Annotated in this window: 18 protein-coding genes; 10 read left to right on the top strand and 8 right to left on the bottom strand. The window is 60.4% G+C overall.

All coding sequences use genetic code 11. The annotated features are described in order from the left end of the window. The first annotated feature begins 139 nt into the window (after positions 1-139). From P406_RS29070 to P406_RS20320, 7 genes are all read left to right on the top strand, one after another. Complete coding sequence (locus tag P406_RS29070) at positions 140-310, top strand: hypothetical protein (protein WP_154284836.1); 171 nt, start codon at positions 140-142, stop codon at positions 308-310. Between the two features lie 44 nt (positions 311-354). After that, a complete protein-coding gene (locus tag P406_RS20345) occupies positions 355-1,290 on the top strand; it encodes a sugar ABC transporter substrate-binding protein (RefSeq protein ID WP_046237176.1) in 936 nt (311 codons plus the stop codon). A 69-nt stretch (positions 1,291-1,359) separates the two neighbouring features. Then, on the top strand, positions 1,360-2,937 hold the full coding sequence (locus P406_RS20340) for a sugar ABC transporter ATP-binding protein (RefSeq protein WP_046237175.1): 1,578 nt from the start codon (positions 1,360-1,362) through the stop codon (positions 2,935-2,937). A gap of 47 nt (positions 2,938-2,984) precedes the next feature. Further along, positions 2,985-4,010, top strand: coding sequence for an ABC transporter permease (locus P406_RS20335; RefSeq protein WP_003370536.1), 1,026 nt, complete (start codon positions 2,985-2,987; stop codon positions 4,008-4,010). Between the two features lie 302 nt (positions 4,011-4,312). Further along, on the top strand, positions 4,313-4,717 hold the full coding sequence (locus tag P406_RS20330) for a TraR/DksA family transcriptional regulator (RefSeq protein WP_002554078.1): 405 nt from the start codon (positions 4,313-4,315) through the stop codon (positions 4,715-4,717). Positions 4,718-4,909: 192 nt separating this feature from the next. Further along, complete coding sequence (locus tag P406_RS20325) at positions 4,910-6,514, top strand: methyl-accepting chemotaxis protein (RefSeq protein ID WP_046237174.1); 1,605 nt, start codon at positions 4,910-4,912, stop codon at positions 6,512-6,514. A gap of 272 nt (positions 6,515-6,786) precedes the next feature. Then, the gene (locus tag P406_RS20320) at positions 6,787-8,271 is read left to right on the top strand and encodes a T6SS phospholipase effector Tle1-like catalytic domain-containing protein (RefSeq protein ID WP_046237173.1); all 1,485 of its coding nucleotides are present in this window, start codon (positions 6,787-6,789) and stop codon (positions 8,269-8,271) included. Positions 8,272-8,290: 19 nt separating this feature from the next. Here P406_RS20320 and P406_RS20315 read toward each other — a convergent pair whose 3' ends face one another. Then, positions 8,291-8,530 (bottom strand): DUF2789 domain-containing protein, encoded by a 240-nt coding sequence (locus tag P406_RS20315; protein WP_046237172.1) that lies wholly within the window; start codon positions 8,528-8,530, stop codon positions 8,291-8,293. A gap of 442 nt (positions 8,531-8,972) precedes the next feature. Here P406_RS20315 and P406_RS20310 point away from each other — a divergent pair, with 442 nt between their 5' ends. After that, the gene (locus P406_RS20310; protein WP_003349255.1) at positions 8,973-9,440 is read left to right on the top strand and encodes a hypothetical protein; all 468 of its coding nucleotides are present in this window, start codon (positions 8,973-8,975) and stop codon (positions 9,438-9,440) included. Between the two features lie 18 nt (positions 9,441-9,458). Here P406_RS20310 and P406_RS20305 read toward each other — a convergent pair whose 3' ends face one another. From P406_RS20305 to P406_RS20275, 7 genes are all read right to left on the bottom strand, one after another. Then, positions 9,459-9,839: a Na+/H+ antiporter subunit G gene (locus P406_RS20305; RefSeq protein WP_046237171.1), complete on the bottom strand. Its 381-nt coding sequence runs from the start codon at positions 9,837-9,839 to the stop codon at positions 9,459-9,461. Beyond that, complete coding sequence (locus P406_RS20300) at positions 9,836-10,114, bottom strand: K+/H+ antiporter subunit F (protein WP_002554071.1); 279 nt, start codon at positions 10,112-10,114, stop codon at positions 9,836-9,838. The genes P406_RS20305 and P406_RS20300 overlap by 4 nt, the downstream gene beginning before the upstream one ends. After that, the gene (locus P406_RS20295; RefSeq protein ID WP_003427088.1) at positions 10,111-10,599 is read right to left on the bottom strand and encodes a Na+/H+ antiporter subunit E; all 489 of its coding nucleotides are present in this window, start codon (positions 10,597-10,599) and stop codon (positions 10,111-10,113) included. Before P406_RS20295 ends, P406_RS20300 begins: the two co-directional genes overlap by 4 nt. Further along, positions 10,596-12,281 (bottom strand): monovalent cation/H+ antiporter subunit D, encoded by a 1,686-nt coding sequence (locus tag P406_RS20290; protein WP_046237170.1) that lies wholly within the window; start codon positions 12,279-12,281, stop codon positions 10,596-10,598. The genes P406_RS20295 and P406_RS20290 overlap by 4 nt, the downstream gene beginning before the upstream one ends. Beyond that, positions 12,278-12,622: a Na+/H+ antiporter subunit C gene (locus P406_RS20285; RefSeq protein ID WP_011268310.1), complete on the bottom strand. Its 345-nt coding sequence runs from the start codon at positions 12,620-12,622 to the stop codon at positions 12,278-12,280. Before P406_RS20285 ends, P406_RS20290 begins: the two co-directional genes overlap by 4 nt. After that, a complete protein-coding gene (locus tag P406_RS20280; RefSeq protein ID WP_046237169.1) occupies positions 12,622-15,540 on the bottom strand; it encodes a monovalent cation/H+ antiporter subunit A in 2,919 nt (972 codons plus the stop codon). The genes P406_RS20285 and P406_RS20280 overlap by 1 nt, the downstream gene beginning before the upstream one ends. Before the next feature lie 194 nt (positions 15,541-15,734). Further along, positions 15,735-16,670 (bottom strand): DMT family transporter, encoded by a 936-nt coding sequence (locus P406_RS20275; protein WP_046237168.1) that lies wholly within the window; start codon positions 16,668-16,670, stop codon positions 15,735-15,737. A 111-nt stretch (positions 16,671-16,781) separates the two neighbouring features. Between P406_RS20275 and P406_RS20270 the strand changes: the two genes are divergently transcribed. Further along, a complete protein-coding gene (locus P406_RS20270; protein ID WP_046237167.1) occupies positions 16,782-17,351 on the top strand; it encodes a helix-turn-helix domain-containing protein in 570 nt (189 codons plus the stop codon). 41 nt (positions 17,352-17,392) lie between these two features. Beyond that, entirely contained in the window at positions 17,393-18,796 is a 1,404-nt protein-coding gene (locus tag P406_RS20265) for an FAD/NAD(P)-binding protein (protein ID WP_046237166.1), read from the top strand. The last annotated feature ends 367 nt before the right edge of the window (positions 18,797-19,163 follow it).

Raw genomic sequence — 19,163 nt, 5'->3', positions numbered from 1 at the left:
TAAAATCAGTTGAATTGGAAAATATTTTCCAATAGAGTCGTTTTCAGGTTACCGACTATCGAATCACTCGCGTTTTGAAGGTTTTTCAGATCACGAGAAGCAAGCCCTACAAAAACAAAACAAAAGATAGGTACTGTCGATGAAAACCCCTACCTCTGGCCTCACCGCCAAGCGTTCTGCCACCTCGTCATTCTGGATCCGGACCCTGGAGCGATTTCTCACCGTCGTCGCCCAAGGCCTGTGCGTGCGCCACAAGGATGCGCAACTGTTCTGCATTCCCGGTGCTACCGGGATCCGCCTGTCACGCTGATTCGCTGCATCCACACAACAACAAGAATTTGGAGACAGATCCTCATGAAGACCAAGATTGCTTTGACCTCGTTGGCGATGGCGCTGATGCTGGGCAGCGGTGCAGCTTTGGCCGATATCAAGATCGGTGTGGCCATGTCGCAGTTCGATGACACCTGGCTGACCTACCTGCGTGACGACATGAATGCCAAGGCCAAAGTCATGTCCACGACCGAGAAAGTGGACCTGCAATTCGTCGATGCCCGCGCGGACGTCAACAAACAGCTCGATCAGGTCAAGGACCTGATCAACAAGAAGGTCGACGCGCTGATCGTCAATCCGGTCGACACCGCGGCTACCGCGCGGATCACCAAGGAAGCGGTCGCCGCCGGTATCCCGCTGGTCTACGTCAACCGCCGTCCGGACGATCCGAAGCTGCCAGCAGGCGTCGCCACCGTGACGTCGGATGACATGGAAGCCGGTCGACTTCAGGCGCAATACATCGCCGACAAAATGAAAGACAAGGGCAATGTCATGATTCTCCTGGGCGACCTGGCCAACAACTCCACGCAAAACCGCACCAAGGGCATCAAGGAAGTCTTGGCCAAGTACCCGGACATCAAGATAGACCAGGAGCAGACTGGTACCTGGCTGCGCCAGAAGGGCATGGACCTGACCAACGACTGGCTCACGCAAGGGCGCAAATTCAACGCTGTGCTGGCCAACAACGATGAAATGGCCATTGGCGCGGCGATGGCGCTGAAGCAGGCGGGCGTCGCGAAAGGCAGTATTTTCGTCGCCGGTGTCGACGGTACGCCGGACGGGCTCAACGCCGTGACCAAGGGTGATCTGGCCGTATCGGTCTATCAGGACGCGAAAGGGCAGGCCGACGGGGCTATCGATGCCGCGGTGAAACTGGCCAGGAAGGAAAAGGTCGAGCCCCAGGCGATCATCATTCCTTATCGCCTGATCACCCCTGAAAACGTCGCCACCTTCAAATAACAACGATCGCCAGGCCCGGGAGGGCCCGCAAATGCTCTCCCGCAGCCTGCCGCTTGAGGAGTTGTGATCATGTTCGGTTCTGCTACTGCCAATCCGCCCGCGCAACGCGATCTGCCGTCCGGCGACGGGGGTGGTGAGGCGCCTGATGTCCAGGCCCCGTATCTGCTGGAAATCAGCCATGTCAGCAAGGGCTTCCCTGGCGTCATTGCGCTCAACGATGTGCAACTGCGCGTTCGCCCTGGCAGCGTGCTGGCGCTGATGGGCGAGAACGGAGCCGGAAAATCGACTCTGATGAAAATCATTGCGGGCATCTATCAGCCGGATTCGGGGGAAATCCGTCTGCATGGCAAGCCGGTCCGCTTCGATACGCCTCTTTCAGCGTTGCAGGCAGGCATCGCCATGATCCATCAGGAACTGAACCTGATGCCGTTCATGAGCATTGCCGAGAACATCTGGATCGGTCGCGAGCAGCTCAACGGCCTGCACATGGTCGATCACCGCGAGATGCATCGCTGCACTGCCGAACTGCTGGAGCGCCTGCGCATCAAGCTCGACCCCGAGGAACTGGTCGGTACGCTGAGCATTGCCGAGCGGCAGATGGTGGAAATCGCCAAGGCCGTGTCATACGACTCGGACGTGCTGATCATGGACGAACCGACCTCGGCGATCACCGAAACCGAAGTCGCTCACCTGTTCTCGATCATCAGCGACCTGCGTGCCCAGGGCAAAGGCATCATTTACATCACCCACAAGATGAACGAAGTCTTCGAAATCGCCGACGAAGTGGCGGTGTTTCGCGACGGCGCCTACATCGGTCTGCAGCGCGCCGACAGCATGGACGGCGACAGCCTGATCACCATGATGGTGGGCCGCGAACTGACCCAACTGTTCCCCGAGCGGGAGAAACCGGCAGGCGACGTGTTGCTGTCCGTCAACCGGCTGAGCCTGAACGGCATTTTCAAGGATGTGAGCTTCGACCTGCGTGCCGGGGAGGTGCTTGGCATTGCCGGGCTGATGGGTTCCGGGCGCACCAACGTGGCCGAGACCCTGTTTGGCATAACCCCCAGCGACAGCGGCGAGGTGCGCTTCGATGGCAAGACGGTGCACATCGGCGATCCACATCAGGCCATCGAACTGGGTTTTGCGCTGCTCACGGAAGACCGCAAGTTGACCGGCCTGTTTCCATGCCTGTCGGTGATGGAAAACATGGAGATGGCCGTGCTGGCCAACTATGCCGGTAACGGTTTCGTGCAACAGAAGGCCTTGCGCGCATTGTGCGAAGACATGTGTAAAAAGCTTCGGGTCAAGACGCCGTCGCTGGAGCAGTGCATCGATACATTATCCGGCGGTAACCAGCAGAAGGCACTGCTCGCGCGCTGGCTGATGACCAACCCCAGGGTGCTGATTCTGGATGAACCCACACGCGGTATCGACGTGGGGGCCAAGGTGGAAATCTACCGCCTGATCTCCCTGCTGGCCAGTGAAGGCATGGCGGTCATCATGATTTCCTCGGAGCTGCCGGAAGTGCTTGGCATGAGTGACCGGGTCATGGTCATGCACGAAGGCGAAATGATGGGCATCCTCGATCGTGGCGAAGCGACCCAGGAAAAAGTCATGCATCTGGCCTCCGGCCACAAGGTTCATTGAGTTCGCACTACAGGGCTCGGTAGAAGAAGAACAAGAGGAAAACGAACATGAGCGACGCGATTCTGCAAAATAAACCGGCCATGACGCCGACCAGAAGCAAACGGCGGCTGCCCACCGAACTGAGCATCTTTCTGGTGCTGATCGGCATCGGCCTGATCTTTGAACTGTTCGGCTGGATCGTCCGTGATCAGAGCTTCCTGCTCAATTCCCAGCGTCTGGTATTGATGATCCTGCAAGTGTCGATCATCGGCTTGCTGGCCATCGGCGTGACTCAGGTGATCATTACTACAGGCATCGATCTCTCGTCCGGCTCGGTGCTTGCGCTTTCAGCGATGATTGCCGCGAGCCTGGCACAAACCTCCGACTTCTCCCGGGCGGTGTTCCCGTCGCTGACCGACCTGCCGGTGTGGATTCCGGTCGTCGTCGGGCTCGGGGTCGGGCTGCTGGCAGGCGCCATTAACGGCAGCATCATTGCCATAACCGGCATTCCACCGTTCATTGCCACGCTGGGCATGATGGTCTCTGCGCGCGGTCTGGCACGCTTCTACACCGAAGGTCAGCCGGTGAGCATGCTCTCCGACTCGTACACGGCCATCGGCCAGGGCGCGATGCCGGTGATCATCTTTCTGGTGGTGGCGGTCATCTTTCACATAGCCCTGCGTTACACCAAGTACGGTAAATACACCTACGCCATTGGCGGCAACATGCAGGCGGCACGTACTTCGGGCATCAACGTCAAGCGTCATCTGGTGATTGTCTACAGCATCGCAGGGCTGCTGGCCGGGCTGGCAGGGGTGGTTGCCTCGGCGCGTGCGGCAACCGGGCAGGCCGGGATGGGCATGTCCTACGAGCTGGACGCCATCGCCGCTGCGGTCATCGGTGGCACCAGCCTTTCCGGAGGCGTTGGGCGGATCACCGGGACGGTGATCGGTGCGCTGATCCTCGGCGTGATGGCCAGCGGCTTCACCTTTGTCGGGGTGGACGCCTATGTCCAGGACATTATCAAAGGCTTGATCATTGTCGTGGCCGTGGTAATCGATCAATATCGCAACAAGCGCAAGACCAAGCGCTGATTCAATCACCTGCAGCAAAGGGCCTTTCAAGGCCCTTTTGTGCGTTGGAGTTTGCAGGAACCGATTGGTTGTCAGTGGGTCAGAGCCTCATCAAGCAACCTGCTGGCCAGGTCTTTCGCCCGCATTTCAAGGGTTTTACGGTAATTGCTGTACAAAAATCCTTCAATTGTGTTGCCGAGCCCGCTAGCCGGCCTTAGACTGCCGCCCCTCGTAAATTGAGTGCCAGGTGGCGCTTGGAGATTATTGGTTTGAACGGCAACGTCAGGCCGCTCCTCAATGCACGTTTTTTTATAGAGAAATAAATGACAAAGGAAAAGTTGCTGGCCATGCCGGCCGATGACTACATGAACGCCGAGCAGCACGCTTTCTTCGTCGAGCTGTTGCAGGGCATGAAGGTCGAGATCCATGAGCGTATCGAGCAGAGCCGCATTGCGATCGAGAGCCTGGACACGCCTGCCGACCCGGCTGACGCCGCTTCGGTCGAAGAAGAGCGTCACTGGCTGGTCAATGTGATTGATCGCGACCAGCGCATGCTGCCACAGTTGGAAATGGCCCTTTCGCGTATTGCCGACGACACCTTCGGCTGGTGCGACGACAGCGGCGAGCCAATCGGCCTCAAGCGCTTGCTGATCAGCCCGACCACCAAGTATTGCATCGAAGCGCAAGAGCGCCACGAGCAGATCGACAAGCACCAGCGCCAGGCCTGATACGCAGGTAACCGCGACTGAGTGACCAGACCGGGAGACAAGCAATTGCCTCCCGGTTTTGTTGTGCCCGGAGTTTGTCGAAGATGCGTTGATCGCCATCGCTCGGGCGCTACGACCAACAGCGCATGGCACAAGGCCGTTATCTGGCGTTTAATAGCGCCATAACGACAATGACAGACGGGGTGACGCAACATGGCCGATAACCTATCCATGGCAGCCGGATTGCCGCTGGCCGATACGCCCGACGCTGCATCGAGGTGGTGGGTGCCGGCGGTGCAAAGCGTTGGTCTGTGCTTGCTGTTCGCCGCCATGAGTGTTGCGGGCCTGTCGCTGTATGTCGTCGTTCCGCTGGCGTTGCTGGTGGTCTGGTTGCCGCGCCTGGTGCGCAGCAGGCAAGCGCTGCCAGGCGGCGCGGTGGGCGACAGCGATATCGCCTTGCTGACTCGCGACCTGTCGCGCACCACCAGTCATAACGCGCTGTCCGCGGCCCAGGTGGCCTTTTCCGTTGGTCAACTGGCTGGCAAGGTGCAGTCGCAACTGGGGGCTGCCGAACAGATCGTCAGCAGTGCCGAGCAGATGATCGCCACCGAGCAACAGACGGCCCAGTTGAGCCAGCAGGCATTGGTTGCTGCCAGCGAGGCGCGGCAGCGCAGCGAATCGGGCAGTGGCGTGCTGAATGAGTCCATCGAACGCATGCACCGCCTGAGCAAGCGTGCCGTCGGCAGCCGTGAGCTGATCGAGGCACTCAGCCAGCGCAGTGAGGAGATCCAGCGTGTGACGCTGGTCATTCAGTCGATTGCCAGCCAGACCAACCTGTTGGCGCTCAACGCCGCCATCGAAGCGGCGCGGGCTGGCGAGCACGGACGCGGTTTCGCGGTGGTTGCCGATGAAGTCCGTGGTCTCGCCGGCCGCACTGCCAGTGCCACGGGCGAGGTCGGGCAGATGGTGGCTGATATCCAGCAGCGCACCGCACAAGTCGTGGAGCAGATTCGCGAGTTGTCGTCCGATCTGGATGTGGGGGTCGAGCAGGTCGAGCTGACCGGCGAGCACCTGGGCAATATCGCCCGGCTTGCGGTCGAGCTGGAAAGCCAGGTCGGCGAAATCGCGCAGGGCGCGAGGAGCAATCAGGATCAGTTGGCGAGCCTGTTCGACGCTGTCGAGCACATGCGCAGTGATCTTGCCGTCAGCGATGAGCAGACCCGGCAACTGGCCAAGTCCGCAGTGCAGATGGAGGGGCAGGCCGAGACTATCAGTCAGCGCCTGGCGCAGGTCGGTCTGGATGAATACCACCAGCGCATTTACGACCTGGCTCGTGAAGGCGCGCGAATGATCAGCGAAAAGTTCGAAGCCGATATCGAACAGGGGCGCGTCAGCCTTGATGACCTGTTCGACCGCAATTACAAATCCGTCGCCAATACGTCGCCCACCCGCTTTACGACGCGTTTCGACCGTTACACCGATCAGGTACTGCCAGCACTGCAGGAACCGCTGCTGTCGCGTCATGAAGGTCTGGTATTTGCCATCGCCTGTACGCAACAGGGCTATGTGCCGACGCACAACAATGCCTTCAGCCAGCCCTTGACCGGCGATGCCACGCTGGATAACGCGCGCAATCGAAGCAAGCGCAAGTTCGATGACCGTACCGGCATTCGCTGTGGCAGCCACCAACAGCCGGTCCTGCTGCAAACCTACACGCGAGACACCGGCGAACTGATGCACGACCTGTCCGTGCCGATCATGATCAACGGCCGACACTGGGGTGGTCTGCGCCTGGGGTACAGGCCGCAAGGCCGTTGATACGGGTAAACGCTCATTCAGGTCGGCAAGAGGGCTGGCCTGTTAGTTGGTTTTTCAATGAAAGAGTGCATCAGAAAAGTTATCGGTGCGTGTGTGTAGGGTTTTATTTATAAGTAATAAAGTCATGACTATAGAAGTCGTAGGAACGGTCTGAAAAGGCGCAACATGGCTTGACTGCTCACTGTCTTTAAGCAAGCTGTTTAAATCAACGTTATTTACGTTTTGATTTAAGTGCGGCCTTTTCTTGGCTTGCCTCTAGGGACGGAAAAGTTATGAGCGATAAATGGAGTTTCCAACAGTCAGCAGTCCTTTCAGATGTGGTGACCCGCCGCGTCACGGCGCGGGTAGGCATTTTCTTCGATGGGACGGGAAATAACCGCGTCAACAGTCAGATCGGTGCCGACTGCCAGGCATTGATCGAGATCAATGCGGGACAGCACATTAAAGCGTGTGCGGGTCGTCATGTTCAGCCTGGCAGTAGTTACAGTAATGATCCGAGCAATATAGCCAGACTGGTCGATATCTACCGCCTGCAACCTGTTGCCGAAAATGACGGTGAAGGCCTGAAGGTGTATTACCCGATCTATGTCAGTGGCGCCGGCACTACTTCCGGTGGCCGTGATTCGGTATGGCCGGGGCAGAGTTTTGGCCGCGGGGCCACCGGCGTGATATCCAAGGTGGAAAACGCATTCAAAAAGCTGAAGTCGGTATTGAAGGCGTTCCCCCGCGACAACCCCGATTGTGTGCTGGACGCGCTGGAACTGGACGTGTTCGGCTTCAGCCGGGGTGCAGCGTCGGCCAGGCATCTGGTCAATGAAATCCTCAAGCAGCGTTCGGGCATGCTCGAGCCGATACTCGAAAGCCGCAAGGTCAGGTTGAGCGACAGTTTCAGCTGGAGCAACGGCAGCGTACGGCTCAAGGTTATCGGTCTGTTCGACACCGTTGCAGCCATAGGCAGCTTCAAGGACATGGGCAATACCCGCGATGCGAGCAACAGGAGGGTCAATCTGTACCTGCCTCCGGGGTGCGCGCAGCAGGTGCTGCATCTGGTGGCTCGCGATGAGTCACGGCGCAACTTTGCGTTGAACAGCGTCCTGCCCGTGTGGCCCAGGGAAATCGTTCTGCCTGGTGCACATTCCGATATCGGCGGGGGATATCCTCCGCAAATGGAAGAAAGCGTACTGCTCACGCGCCCCCGCGGCAGTGTGGTCAGCCGTGGCAGCCCGTACGAGGCGGCATCGAGCTGGAAGGAGGCACAGGCTGAGTTAAACCGGATGAACCGCGACTACTGGATCGACCCGCTCGATAGCCAGGCCTGGCTTAGGGTTCAGGCATGCGAGAGCAAATGTTATCGGTGCAGGAAAAGCTTGAATGGCATGAGTACGGTCGTTGCCGCGGTGGGCATGAGCCGCCAGGTATTTGGCCACTTGTCGAGGGTATCGTTGCTGGTCATGCACACACTGGCGTGTGATGAGGGTGTGCCTTTCAATCCGGTGCCACTGACACCTGAATTCCAGCTGCCTCCCGAACTCGAGAACATCTCTACCCGGTTGATCGACTATGCGCGAGGCGGGCCTTACCTGCTGGACAGTCATGAAGAAGCATTACTGCGCTGGCGCTACATTCATCAGTCCGCGCACTGGAATGCAGTGGTCGGCAGAGTAGGTACATTAGGCGACGCTGTTTTCGTCCACGCACCCCAGCCAGGCGGCCGGATATTGCATCCCAATATCGGCCAGCCCGGTTATCCGCAATAGGCCTCAACGCCCGAGTGGCTCACTCGGGCTTTTTGTGAAGACGCACGTTCAGTTCGTCGACCACCATCGCCCATTCGGCATCTTCGTGCAGCTGTTCCTTGAGAAAGTCAGACTGACGCGGCGTCCAGAATTCTGCGTCGATCAGTTTGACGTCGTCGGGCAGAGGATGGCTGACGATAAACTTTTCGATGCTCTCATCATCGGAGTCCAGCGCCAATTGGGCGAACAGGTCGTTGATGGTAGTTGTAGTCTGTTCCATGTCATCTCCTCGCCGGGGGTTATCCCCGTAGTCATCAGTTCTTATGGGAGTGGCGGGCACAGGCAAGAGTTCGATGCATTTGGCTGTGCAGGAAAAGATGGCTTTTTCTGCAGCGGCTATAAATGATATGTTTCCGCTATCGCAAGATGCACACATCGCAGGCTGGAACCCGTCCAGCCTTTGCGCCGTGCCCGGGCTGAGCGCTATTTTCGTGGCGCCAGCGCTTGCGCGACACTGCTGTGTACAAAAGGTATATATCCCGTAGCGGCCATGAGCCGGTAGAATCCGCCACCCGCCTGCACAAGGTTGCGGCGGCGCTGTCTGCGCTTCTGCGTGCAGCATGCCGGAGAATTTCCGGCCACATGAAGCGGTCTATGGATGAATCACTTTCTCGACTGCCCTGACATCGGGCAGCCTCATTTCATGTTTGAGGGTTTGTACTTTGGCTGTAAGTAATCTGGATACCCATGCCTTGTTCGTGCTCGGCGATCTCCGCGCACAATTGGTCAAGCAGTTCCAATCCCGTTTTGTCTACATCACCGAGCAATCAGCCGAAGGCATTTATATCGCTGAAATCGACACCGAAAGCGCATTGGTCGTCGACGACAAACCTCGCCTTGAACTCAAGGTGGGCGATCATTTCCGCGCGTCTGTTCTGCCCAGCCGCGAGGGCGGCAAGCTCGAATTGAAGTTCCGTGAAATCAAGACCACCGTGTATGGCCTGGGCGAATATGCCTTCGTCGACGTCCCCGAAGGTCACGGCATCGTGTTCAAGGAAGGTCAGACCGTCTTCATGGTCTTCGCTGCGAAAGAGCAATTGCAGATCGGCATGAGCAAGCTTCTCAAAGGCGCCGTCGGCAAGGCCGCCAAATGGCGCAAGGGCGAGTTGACGTTCAAGGCCAGCGAGTAACACTGGCCAGACGTTGATTCAGCCGCCTGCCGATTCTCCGTTGCCGGTACCGCTGCTGACCTCCGCGGGCACGTCGTCACCGGCCATGCGCTTGCGGAACAGCGCCGTTCGCGCCAGCAACAGCGTAGTCACCGGAACCGTGATCGCCAGCAATACCGGGATCAGCCAGGCGTGGATCACCGGCTCCGCCTTCAGCGCCGAAAAGTAGATGATCGACGCCAGCGCAACGCACCAGGCGCCCAGCGTCGACGCGAGCGCGGGCGGGTGCATGCGCTGGAAAAAGTCCTTGAGGCGCAGCAGCCCCAGAGCGCCGGTCAAGGCGAACAGGCTGCTGGCGATCAGCAGTCCGGCGGTCAGTATTTCTACCCAGAAAGGCACTGTATTCGGCAGTCCGCTCATTCGATCACTTCTCCGCGCAGCAGGAACTTGGCCAGAGCGAACGAGCCGACGAAGCCGAACAGGGCAATCAGCATGGCCGCTTCGAAATACGTGTCACTGGCGTAGCGAATGCCAAGCACCAGCATCATCAGCATGGCAATGATGTACAGATAATCCAGCGCCAGTACCCGGTCCTGGGCCGAAGGCCCCTTGAGCAGACGCAGCAGGGTGATCACCATCGCCAGGGCGAAGATCAGCAGGCTGATCAGGATGGCGTTGTCGAGCAGTGCACTCATTGAAAGATCTCCATCAACGGTCGCTCATAGGTGGTTTTGAAGTGCTCGATGAATTGCGCTTCGTCCTCCAGATCGAAGACATGCATCAGCAGCACGCTGCGATCCAGTGCCAGCTCCGACCACACCGTTCCGGGGACTACCGTGGTGACCATCGCCAGCGCGGCGAGGCCGTGGGCGTTGTGCAGATCCAGTGGAATGCGCACGAAGGCCGAGCGTGGCGGACGGCTTTCGAGCCGCCAGACGCTCAGGCCGACCTGCACGTTGGAGACCACCACGTCGCGTCCCACCCGCCATAGGAACTTCAGGATCGTGCCGGGTTTGCGAATACGTACCGGCAGCGGGCGCAACGGAGCCATCAACACGGGTGCGAGAAAACCCAGCACCGCGCCCAGCAGCAGGTGACCGGGGCTGATCGACAGGTTCAATACCAGCCACAGCAGCCAGAGTGCCAACGAGAGGAGAGGGGCTGGAAACAGGCGTTTCATGGCTGTCCCTCCGCATCGACTTCCCGACTGGTGGGGCCGGGTATCGGGCGTGTGGCGAGCACTGACTGCACATACTGTTTGGGCTCATGCAGCGCTGCAGCGGTGTCCTGGGTGTAGCGCAACAAGGGTTCGGCCTTGAAGGTCAGCGCGATGCACAGACCCAGAAGAATGATGATCGGCAGGCATTCGTTGCGACGCAGCATCGGCGAAGGACGCTCGTGTGGCGTCCAGAAACGTTGCGTGCCGAGCCTTGAAAAAGCGATCAGCGACGCCAGTCCGGAAAAGATCAGCAGGCCGATCAGCATCCACGCCTGAGTGGAAAGCGCCTCATCCTTCGCGACGTCCAGGCCCAGCGGGTTCATCAGGGCGCTGATCAAGGTGAGCTTGCCGATGAACCCCGAGAGCGGCGGCATGCCGATGATCAGCAAGGCGCAGGCAATGAAACTCAGACCCAGAAAAGCCATGGTTATGGGAATGACCTGACCGACCACGACCTTCTGTTCATCGTCCAGGTTGGCGCCGGGCGGCGGATGCAGAGACTCCAGGGTACGAGGCAATTGATCCACGTCGTATTCCAGAGGGATCTCGTTGGCCGAGCGGGAGCGTTCGATCAGTTCGCCCAGCAGGAACATGGCGCTCAATGCCAGCGTCGAGCTGACCATGTAGAACAGCGCGCCCGAGGTCAGGCTCGGTTGGGCGAAGCCAACGGCGGACAGCAGAATGCCTGCTGACACCAGTATGCTCAGACTGGCGAGTCGTTCCAGGCGCTGGGCGGCGATGATGGCGATGGCTGCGGTGAAAATCGTCGCCATGCCGCCGTAGATCAGCCAGTCGCCGCCGAAGAAGGCCGACGCACCGGCCTGACCGGAAAACAGCAGGGTCCACAGGCGCAGCAGGGTGTAGACCCCCACTTTGGTCATGATCGCAAACATCGCCGCCACCGGCGCGCTGGCTGCCGAATAGGCGGGAACCAGCCAGAAGTTCAGCGGCCACATGCCAGCCTTGGCCAGGAACGCCGTGGCCAGAATTGCAGCCCCCGCGTGCAGCAGGCCCAGATCGGACTCCGCCACCTGCGGGATCTTGATGGCCAGGTCGGCGAAGTTCAGCGTGCCGGTCACCCCGTAAATCAACGCAGCGCCGATCAGAAACAGCGACGACGCCAGCAGGTTGATCGAGATGTAATGCAGGCCCGTCGACACCCGTGCCCGGCCAGAGCCGTGCAACATCAAGCCGTAGGACGCTGCGAGCAGTACTTCGAAGAACACGAACAGGTTGAACAGGTCCGCAGTCAGGAACGCGCCGTACAGCCCCATGAGCTGGATCTGGAACAGCGCGTGGAAGCTGGCACCGGCCCTGTCCCAGCGAGCCAGCGCGAACAGCAGAGCGCAGACCCCGACAATCCCGGTCAGCACCAGCATCATCGCTGACAGGTGATCCACCACCAGCACGATGCCGAACGGCACGCCCCAGTTGCCCGGCAGATAGACACCGATCGAGCCGCTGCTGCCACTGTGTTGCACCCAGAGAAACAGCACCACGGAAATGCCCAGCCCGAGGATGCTGGAAAACAGATTGATACGACCCTTGAGCGGCCGGTGCTTTTCGCCCAGCCAGAGCATCAGCCCGGCAGTCAGCAGCGGCAGCAGGATGGGCGCGATGATCAGTTGGTTCATCCAGCTCATGCCTTGGGCTCCCGGCCATCTACGTGGTCGGTACCGGTCAGGCCTCTGGAGGCGAGCAAGACCACCAGAAACAGCGCGGTCATGGCGAAGCTGATGACGATAGCGGTCAGCACCAGCGCCTGTGGCAACGGGTCAGTGTAATTGAGCAGGTCCTGAGGAATGCCGTCCTTGATGATCGGCTCTCTGCCGATGAACAGGCTGCCCATGCTGAAAATGAACAGGTTGACCCCGTACGACAGCAGGCACAACCCCATGATCACCTGAAAGGTACGTGGCCGCAGGATCAGCCAGACGCCCGAGGCGGCCAGTACACCGATGGCGATTGCAATGACTTCTTCCATCAGAGGATTCCTTGCGGGTTGGCGACAGGCTTGGGCAACTGCGTCGGCCGATGGCTGCGCACCGACTGGTGAGCCAGTGCGGTGAGAATCAACAGCGTCGAGCCGACCACCACGGAGTACACGCCGACATCGAAGAACAGCGCGCTGGCAATGTGAATATCACCCAGGATCGGCAAATCGACATGGGCGGTGTGGGTGGTCATGAACGGATAACCCAGCGCCATCGAGCCCGCGCCGGTCAGCACTGCGCACAACAGGCCTGTGCCCATCCAGCGTAGCGGGCGCAGGCTCATTTGCGCCTCGACCCACTGGGTGCCTGCCACCATGTATTGCAGAATGAACGCCACCGACATCACCAGCCCGGCAACAAACCCGCCGCCAGGCTGGTTGTGGCCGCGAACGAACAGGTACATCGAGATGATGAAGGCAATCGGCAGCAGCAATCGAACCAGCGCTGCCGGCACCATCATGAAGCCGAGCGCGGTATCGCTGGCGCTGCGCGGGTTGACCAAGTCCGTTACCACGTCACGCGCCAGCAGGCGCTGCTGGGCGGGCAGCAGAATGCTTTCCTTCGGTGGGCGGAAGCGTCGCAACAGGGCGAACACTGTCATGGCGACGGCCGCCAGCACAGTGATCTCGCCAAACGTATCGAAGCCGCGGAAATCCACCAGCATCACGTTGACCACGTTGGTGCCGCCGCCCTGGGGCAGCGCGCGACTCAGGTAGAAGGACGAGATGGCGTTGGGCGTCTGGCGGGTCAGCATGGCGTAGGAGAGTATCGCCATGCCCAGCCCTACGAGCACCGCCAGGCCGAAGTCGCGTATGCGCCGGGTGCGGGCACGCAGGCGTGCGCTGAGCGGGGCGACGTCTTCATTGCGTCGTGGCAGCCAGCGCAGACCGAGCAGGATCAGCACGGTGGTCACCACTTCCACGACCAGTTGCGTCAGTGCCAGGTCAGGCGCCGAGAACCAGACGAAGGTAATGCAGGTCATCAGCCCGCAGACGCTGACCATGACCAGTGCCGCCAGCCGGTGATATTTACCCTGCCAGGCCGCGCCTATGGCGCAGGCAATCGCGATCAGCCACAGCGTGACAAACACCCCGGAACCCGGAATCTTCGGTCTGTCGCCCCAGGTCAGGCCGCTGAAATACATCGGAATGAAACCGCCCAGTACCGCCGCGAGCACCAGCAGAAACAGTTGTGGCTGCAGGCGGCGAGTGCTGACCTTGCGTTCGAAACGACGCGCCCAGTGCATCATCACCACCTGACTGCGCTCGAAAAAGCGCTTGCCATTGAGACGTCCCACCAGCGGCGGGGCGGTGATGCGCTCGTGCTTGAGCGGCTTGCGCAGTAATAGATACAGAATGATACCGCCCGCCATTGCCACCAGGCTCATGACCATCGGCAGGTTCCAGCCGTGCCAGATCGCCAGGCTGTATTCGGGCAGTGTGCCACCGACCACCGGACGCGCAGCGGCGGCGAGCAGGGGAGCGACCGATTGCGCCGGGAAAATCCCCACCACCAGACACGTCAGCACCAGCAGTTCGACCGGCGCACGCATCCAGCGCGGCGGTTCGTGGGGCAAGTGCGGCAGATCCTTGGCCGCCGGACCGAAAAACACATCAACGGTGAAGCGCAGCGAATAGGCAACGCTGAAGATCCCGGCGATGGTCGCGATCACCGGCAGGGCAATCTCGACCCAGGCAGTGGCGGAAATGAACACGGTTTCGGCAAAGAACATTTCCTTGGACAGAAAACCGTTGAGCAGCGGCACGCCGGCCATCGAGGCGCTGGCGACCATCGCCAGTGTCGCGGTGTAGGGCAGCAGCCTTACCAGACCACTGAGACGCCGGATATCGCGGGTTCCGCTCTCGTGGTCGATGATGCCGGCGGCCATGAACAGCGACGCCTTGAAGGTCGCGTGGTTGAGAATATGGAACACCGCAGCCACCGCAGCCAGCGGGCTGTTGAGGCCGAGCAGCAGGGTGATCAGGCCCAGGTGACTGATGGTCGAATAGGCCAGCAGGCCCTTGAGATCATTCTGGAAGATGGCTGCGTAGGCGCCGAGAATCAGCGTGCAGGCACCCGCGCCACTGACGATCCAGAACCATTGCTCGGTGCCGGACAGCGCCGGCCACATCCGCGCCATGAGAAACACCCCGGCCTTGACCATGGTCGCCGAGTGCAGATACGCCGACACCGGCGTGGGCGCGGCCATCGCGTGCGGCAGCCAGAAATGGAACGGGAACTGGGCGCTTTTGGTCAGTGCGCCGATCAGAATCAGGGTCAGTAACACCGGGTACAGGGCGTGCGCACGAATCGCGTCACCGGAGGCCAGAACACGGTCCAGGTCGTAACTGCCGGCCACATGGCCGAGGATCATCATGCCGGCCAGCAGCGCCAGACCGCCCGCACCGGTGACCATCAGCGCCATGTAAGCGCCGCGTCGGGCATCGGCCCGATGGTGCCAGTAGCCGATCAGCAGGAACGAGAACAGGCTGGTCAGCTCCCAGAAAAACACGATCTGAATCAGATTGCCGGACATCACCAGTCCGAGCATGGCGCCCATGAAGGCCAGGAAAAACGCAAAGAAGCGCGGCACCGGATCGTCCGGCGACATGTAATAACGCGCGTACAGCGAAACCAGCGCACCGATGCCCAGCACCAGCATCGAGAACAGCCAGGCGAAGCCGTCGATGCGCAGAACGAAGTTCATGCCCAGGCTTGGCAGCCAGAAATACTCTTCACGAATCACGCCGCCGTCGGCGATCTGCGGGAACCACAACGCCATCTGCACTGCGCCGATGAGGGCGATCAGACCGGCCAGAAACGATTCCGCGTTACGCGCGTTGTGCGGCAAAAAGGCCGCCAGACAGCTGCCGATGAAAGGCAGAAGCAGTAGAACTATCAGGGACATAGGCTTCTAATCTGCAGGGGAATGTCAAGCATCATACGTGCCAGACACTCCGATACCAAAGGGACGGTTTCCGAAATTTCCTACAAAAAGTGTCTGCTTTTTTAATTCGGTAAATAATTGCTTCTGATGCAGCGATATGTATTTGAAATAGCTTTGAAGAAGCAAGGTGTTTCATGGCCGGCAACGCCCGCTGTTCACTCAGCTTTGCGCACGCCCTGTTCATTTTCCTCTTCGTCGACAATGGTCTGTTCATCAGACGCCGAACGCCGCTTCATTTCGCTGACGATCACCCCGGCCACAATCAGTGCCGCGCCCAGCAGGGCGATGCCCGGCAAACGCTCGCCGGCGAGTCTTCCGACAATGCCGGCCCAGACCGGTTCACCGGCATAAATCACCGTGGCGCGGGTCGGCGAAACACTTTTCTGTGCCCAGTTCATGGCGATCTGGATCGCCGCACTCATGATCCCAAGGCCCACAGCACTGAGCACCAGCAACCAGGAAAAATCCGGCAAGTGTTCCTGGGTCGGGACGATCATCAGAAATGCCAGCGCCGATGCGGTAGCCAGTTGCACCACGGTGACTCGACGCACATCGACCTCACCGGCATAGGCACTGATCATGATGATCTCGGCGGCGATGGCCACTGTGCTGATCAGCGTCACGATCTCGCCGGAACTGAGTTGCAGGGAAGCGCCCTGCGGCCCGGCTACCAGCATCAGCCCGGTGAAGGCGAGGATGATGCCCAGTGTCGGCATCAACCCTGGTCGCCGGCCCAGTACCAGCCATTGCAACAATGGTACGCAGGGTACGTAGAGCGCCGTGATGAACGCGGACTGGCTGCTGGGTATGGTCTGCAGTCCGATCGTCTGCAGGCCATAACCGAGCATGATCGCGATGCCGATGAAGGCGCCGGCCTTGAGCTCAAGAAAGGTAAGACCGCGCAGCACGTTCATTGAAAACAGCGCTACGATAAGCGCTGCGGCGGCAAAGCGCAGGCCGACGAAGAACATCGGCCCGCTGACGGTCATCGCATGCTGGACCAGCAGAAAGGTGCCTCCCCAGAGCATGGTGATCAGAATCAGTACGGCTTCTGCCTTGCTGATGCGGGGTATGCGGCTGATAGACTTCATGTCAGCTCCGGAATCCTGTTAATTGCCATGCGCGTTGTGTGAGGCTGAACACCCTGACAGTGTCCTTGGGCTGGGCAGTATAATGCGCAACGGTTTGATGTGAGCACCTGCATGCACAAAGAAAATTCCCAGCGCCCTCCGGTGCTGCAGCACGTCAGCCAGAACGTACGGCGTCTGCGCAACAGTGCGGACCTCAGCCAGACGGCGCTGGCGGAAAAGTCCGGGGTCAGCCGACGCATGCTGGTCGCTATCGAGGTCGGCGAGAAAAACGTCAGCCTTGCGACTCTGGACCGCGTGGCCGAAGCCCTGGAAGTGGCGTTCAGCGACCTGATCCAGGCACCCGAAAATCGCGATTACAGCCGCATCAACGAGCTGGCTTGGGCCGGTACGATCGCCGGCAGCAAGGCGGTGCTGCTGGCCAGGGCCGTTGCCCGGCGTGAGGTGGAGTTGTGGGAATTCTGTCTGCAACCCGGGGACGCCTATGTCTCGGAGGCCGATCCTGATGGCTGGAGTGAACAGGTCTACGTCGTCGAAGGGCATCTGACGCTGCGCTTTGCCGACCCTGCGGCCATCCAGCAGATAGGGGCGGGCGAGTTCTTCATGTTCCCCAGCAATCAGCCGCACCGCTATTGCAACGATGCCGATGTGCCCCTGCGCTTCGTGCGTAACGTTGTGCTCTGACCTTCCGATTCTTTATCGCAACCCGACCGAGGCACTGTTCGATGACCGAAGATTCCCACCAGACGGCTGACATACTGATCATCGGCGGCGGTCTGAGCGGGACCATGCTGGCGGCGCAACTGCTGCGCAGACCGGGCCGGCGCCGAATCCTGATCATCGAAACCCGCAGCGAACTCGGCAGGGGCGAGGCCTACAGTGCGACGGAGCCGGGCCATACGCTCAATGGCAACGCTGCGCGGATGAGCGTCGATCCGGATAACCCGGATGACCTTACCCAATGGCTGACTGACTATCTGGCCGCTGGTGGCTGGCCTGAAGCCGCTGAGCAGAGGGTCCCGGTCGCCGAACTGTTTCCGCCGCGCGGGGTGTTCGGGCTTTACGTCCAGCAGCGGCTGCGTGAAGCCCGAAGCGCTGGCGAAGCCTTTGGCTCGACCGCCGTGCATGTGCCCGGCGAGGCAGTGGACCTGCAGGTCCATGACGGTGGCGTCAGTGTCTCGCTGGCTGACGGTCGCATGCTGCGCGGCAGCCGCGCCGTGCTGGCGACCGGTATGTACGCGGCGTCACGCACCCCGCGACGTGATTCGAACGAGCTGAACACGGCAGCCCTGGACCCCTGGGATGTGGCGGTGATGAGAAAGCTCGATCCGCAGTCGAGGGTGCTGATCATCGGCTCTGGGCTGACCATGGTCGATGCGCTGGTCTCGCTGGAAACGGCCGGGCATCGTGGGCCCATCCAGATCTTTTCCCGGCACGGCCTGCTGCCGCATGTTCGGCGTCAGCCGCCGGAATGGTCTGATTTTCTCGCTCAGGACCCGAGTATCCGCAGTACTCGGCAACTGGTGCGCAAAGTGCGTGAACAGTGCGAGCTGGCCATCGAGAGCGGGATTGACTGGCAGGCACCGCTGGACACCGTGCGCGCCAATGTGGGCAGGCTGTGGAATCAGGCCAGCGATCAGCAGCGCCGCCAGTTCGTCCGTCATGTACGGCCTTGGTGGGAAAGTCACCACCATCGCTCCCCGCCACCGAGCGCTGCGCTGCTGGCGCGGCTGATCAGGCAAGGGCGGTTGAGTATTGACGCGGCCTCGTTGCAGGGCGTGGCCAGTCTGCCGTCAGGTCAGGTACAGATCAGTGTGCGCCGGCGCGGTGAGAGTCAGCCGACGCAGATCACGGGTGATGCGTTGATCAACTCCACCGGCATTGAATACGACTGGCGGCGCGTGGATCGCCCGTTGCCCCGGCAGTTGCTGGCACGCGGGCTGATCCAGCCCGGCCCGCTGGCACTCGGCATCGCCGCCGACGCCGCTGGCGCAGTGCTCGACGCACACGGTCAGTACTCGGCACGCCTGTTCGCCATGGGCCCGCCACTGCGCGGCATGTGGTGGGAAAGCACCGCAGTGACCGATGTAGCGATCCAGGCCAAGGCGCTGGCGATGCGTTTGTCGTAAGGCGCCGCGTGCTCAGAAGAGGACGCAGAGCGTCCGGAAACGCATACCCACGCGGAGCATGGGCACGATAGTGTTCTCCCGGACAGCGATCGTTCCTCACGCTCCAGCGTGGGAATGCCGTTCGTGAAGCTCTGCGTCAGCTCTTGGCGCAGCGCCGCGGAGCATGGGCACGATGGTGTTCTTCCGGACAGCTATCGTTCCTCACGCTCCAGCGTGGGAATGCCGTTCATGACGCTCTGCGTCAGCTCTTGGCGCAGCGCAGCGCCGCGGAGCATGGGCACGATGGTGTTCTTCCGGACAGCGATCGTTCCTCACGCTCCAGCGTGGGAATGCCGTTCGTGACGCTCTGCGTCATCGGTCTGAGCCT

Source organism: Pseudomonas syringae pv. coryli str. NCPPB 4273, assembly GCF_000972175.1.
GTDB lineage: Bacteria > Pseudomonadota > Gammaproteobacteria > Pseudomonadales > Pseudomonadaceae > Aquipseudomonas > Aquipseudomonas syringae.
This window is presented reverse-complemented; position numbering and strand designations above follow the sequence as displayed.

Coding starts and splice junctions, on each gene's coding strand:
- P406_RS20275 (WP_046237168.1), bottom strand. CDS start 16,670: ATGAAGTCTATCAGCCGCATACCCCGCATCAGCAAGGCAGAAGCCGTA.
- P406_RS20290 (WP_046237170.1), bottom strand. CDS start 12,281: ATGAGCTGGATGAACCAACTGATCATCGCGCCCATCCTGCTGCCGCTG.
- P406_RS20280 (WP_046237169.1), bottom strand. CDS start 15,540: ATGTCCCTGATAGTTCTACTGCTTCTGCCTTTCATCGGCAGCTGTCTG.
- P406_RS20325 (WP_046237174.1), top strand. CDS start 4,910: ATGGCCGATAACCTATCCATGGCAGCCGGATTGCCGCTGGCCGATACG.
- P406_RS20345 (WP_046237176.1), top strand. CDS start 355: ATGAAGACCAAGATTGCTTTGACCTCGTTGGCGATGGCGCTGATGCTG.
- P406_RS20305 (WP_046237171.1), bottom strand. CDS start 9,839: ATGAGCGGACTGCCGAATACAGTGCCTTTCTGGGTAGAAATACTGACC.
- P406_RS20315 (WP_046237172.1), bottom strand. CDS start 8,530: ATGGAACAGACTACAACTACCATCAACGACCTGTTCGCCCAATTGGCG.
- P406_RS20295 (WP_003427088.1), bottom strand. CDS start 10,599: ATGAAACGCCTGTTTCCAGCCCCTCTCCTCTCGTTGGCACTCTGGCTG.
- P406_RS20265 (WP_046237166.1), top strand. CDS start 17,393: ATGACCGAAGATTCCCACCAGACGGCTGACATACTGATCATCGGCGGC.
- P406_RS20340 (WP_046237175.1), top strand. CDS start 1,360: ATGTTCGGTTCTGCTACTGCCAATCCGCCCGCGCAACGCGATCTGCCG.
- P406_RS29070 (WP_154284836.1), top strand. CDS start 140: ATGAAAACCCCTACCTCTGGCCTCACCGCCAAGCGTTCTGCCACCTCG.
- P406_RS20335 (WP_003370536.1), top strand. CDS start 2,985: ATGAGCGACGCGATTCTGCAAAATAAACCGGCCATGACGCCGACCAGA.
- P406_RS20300 (WP_002554071.1), bottom strand. CDS start 10,114: ATGAGTGCACTGCTCGACAACGCCATCCTGATCAGCCTGCTGATCTTC.
- P406_RS20270 (WP_046237167.1), top strand. CDS start 16,782: ATGCACAAAGAAAATTCCCAGCGCCCTCCGGTGCTGCAGCACGTCAGC.
- P406_RS20330 (WP_002554078.1), top strand. CDS start 4,313: ATGACAAAGGAAAAGTTGCTGGCCATGCCGGCCGATGACTACATGAAC.
- P406_RS20285 (WP_011268310.1), bottom strand. CDS start 12,622: ATGGAAGAAGTCATTGCAATCGCCATCGGTGTACTGGCCGCCTCGGGC.
- P406_RS20320 (WP_046237173.1), top strand. CDS start 6,787: ATGAGCGATAAATGGAGTTTCCAACAGTCAGCAGTCCTTTCAGATGTG.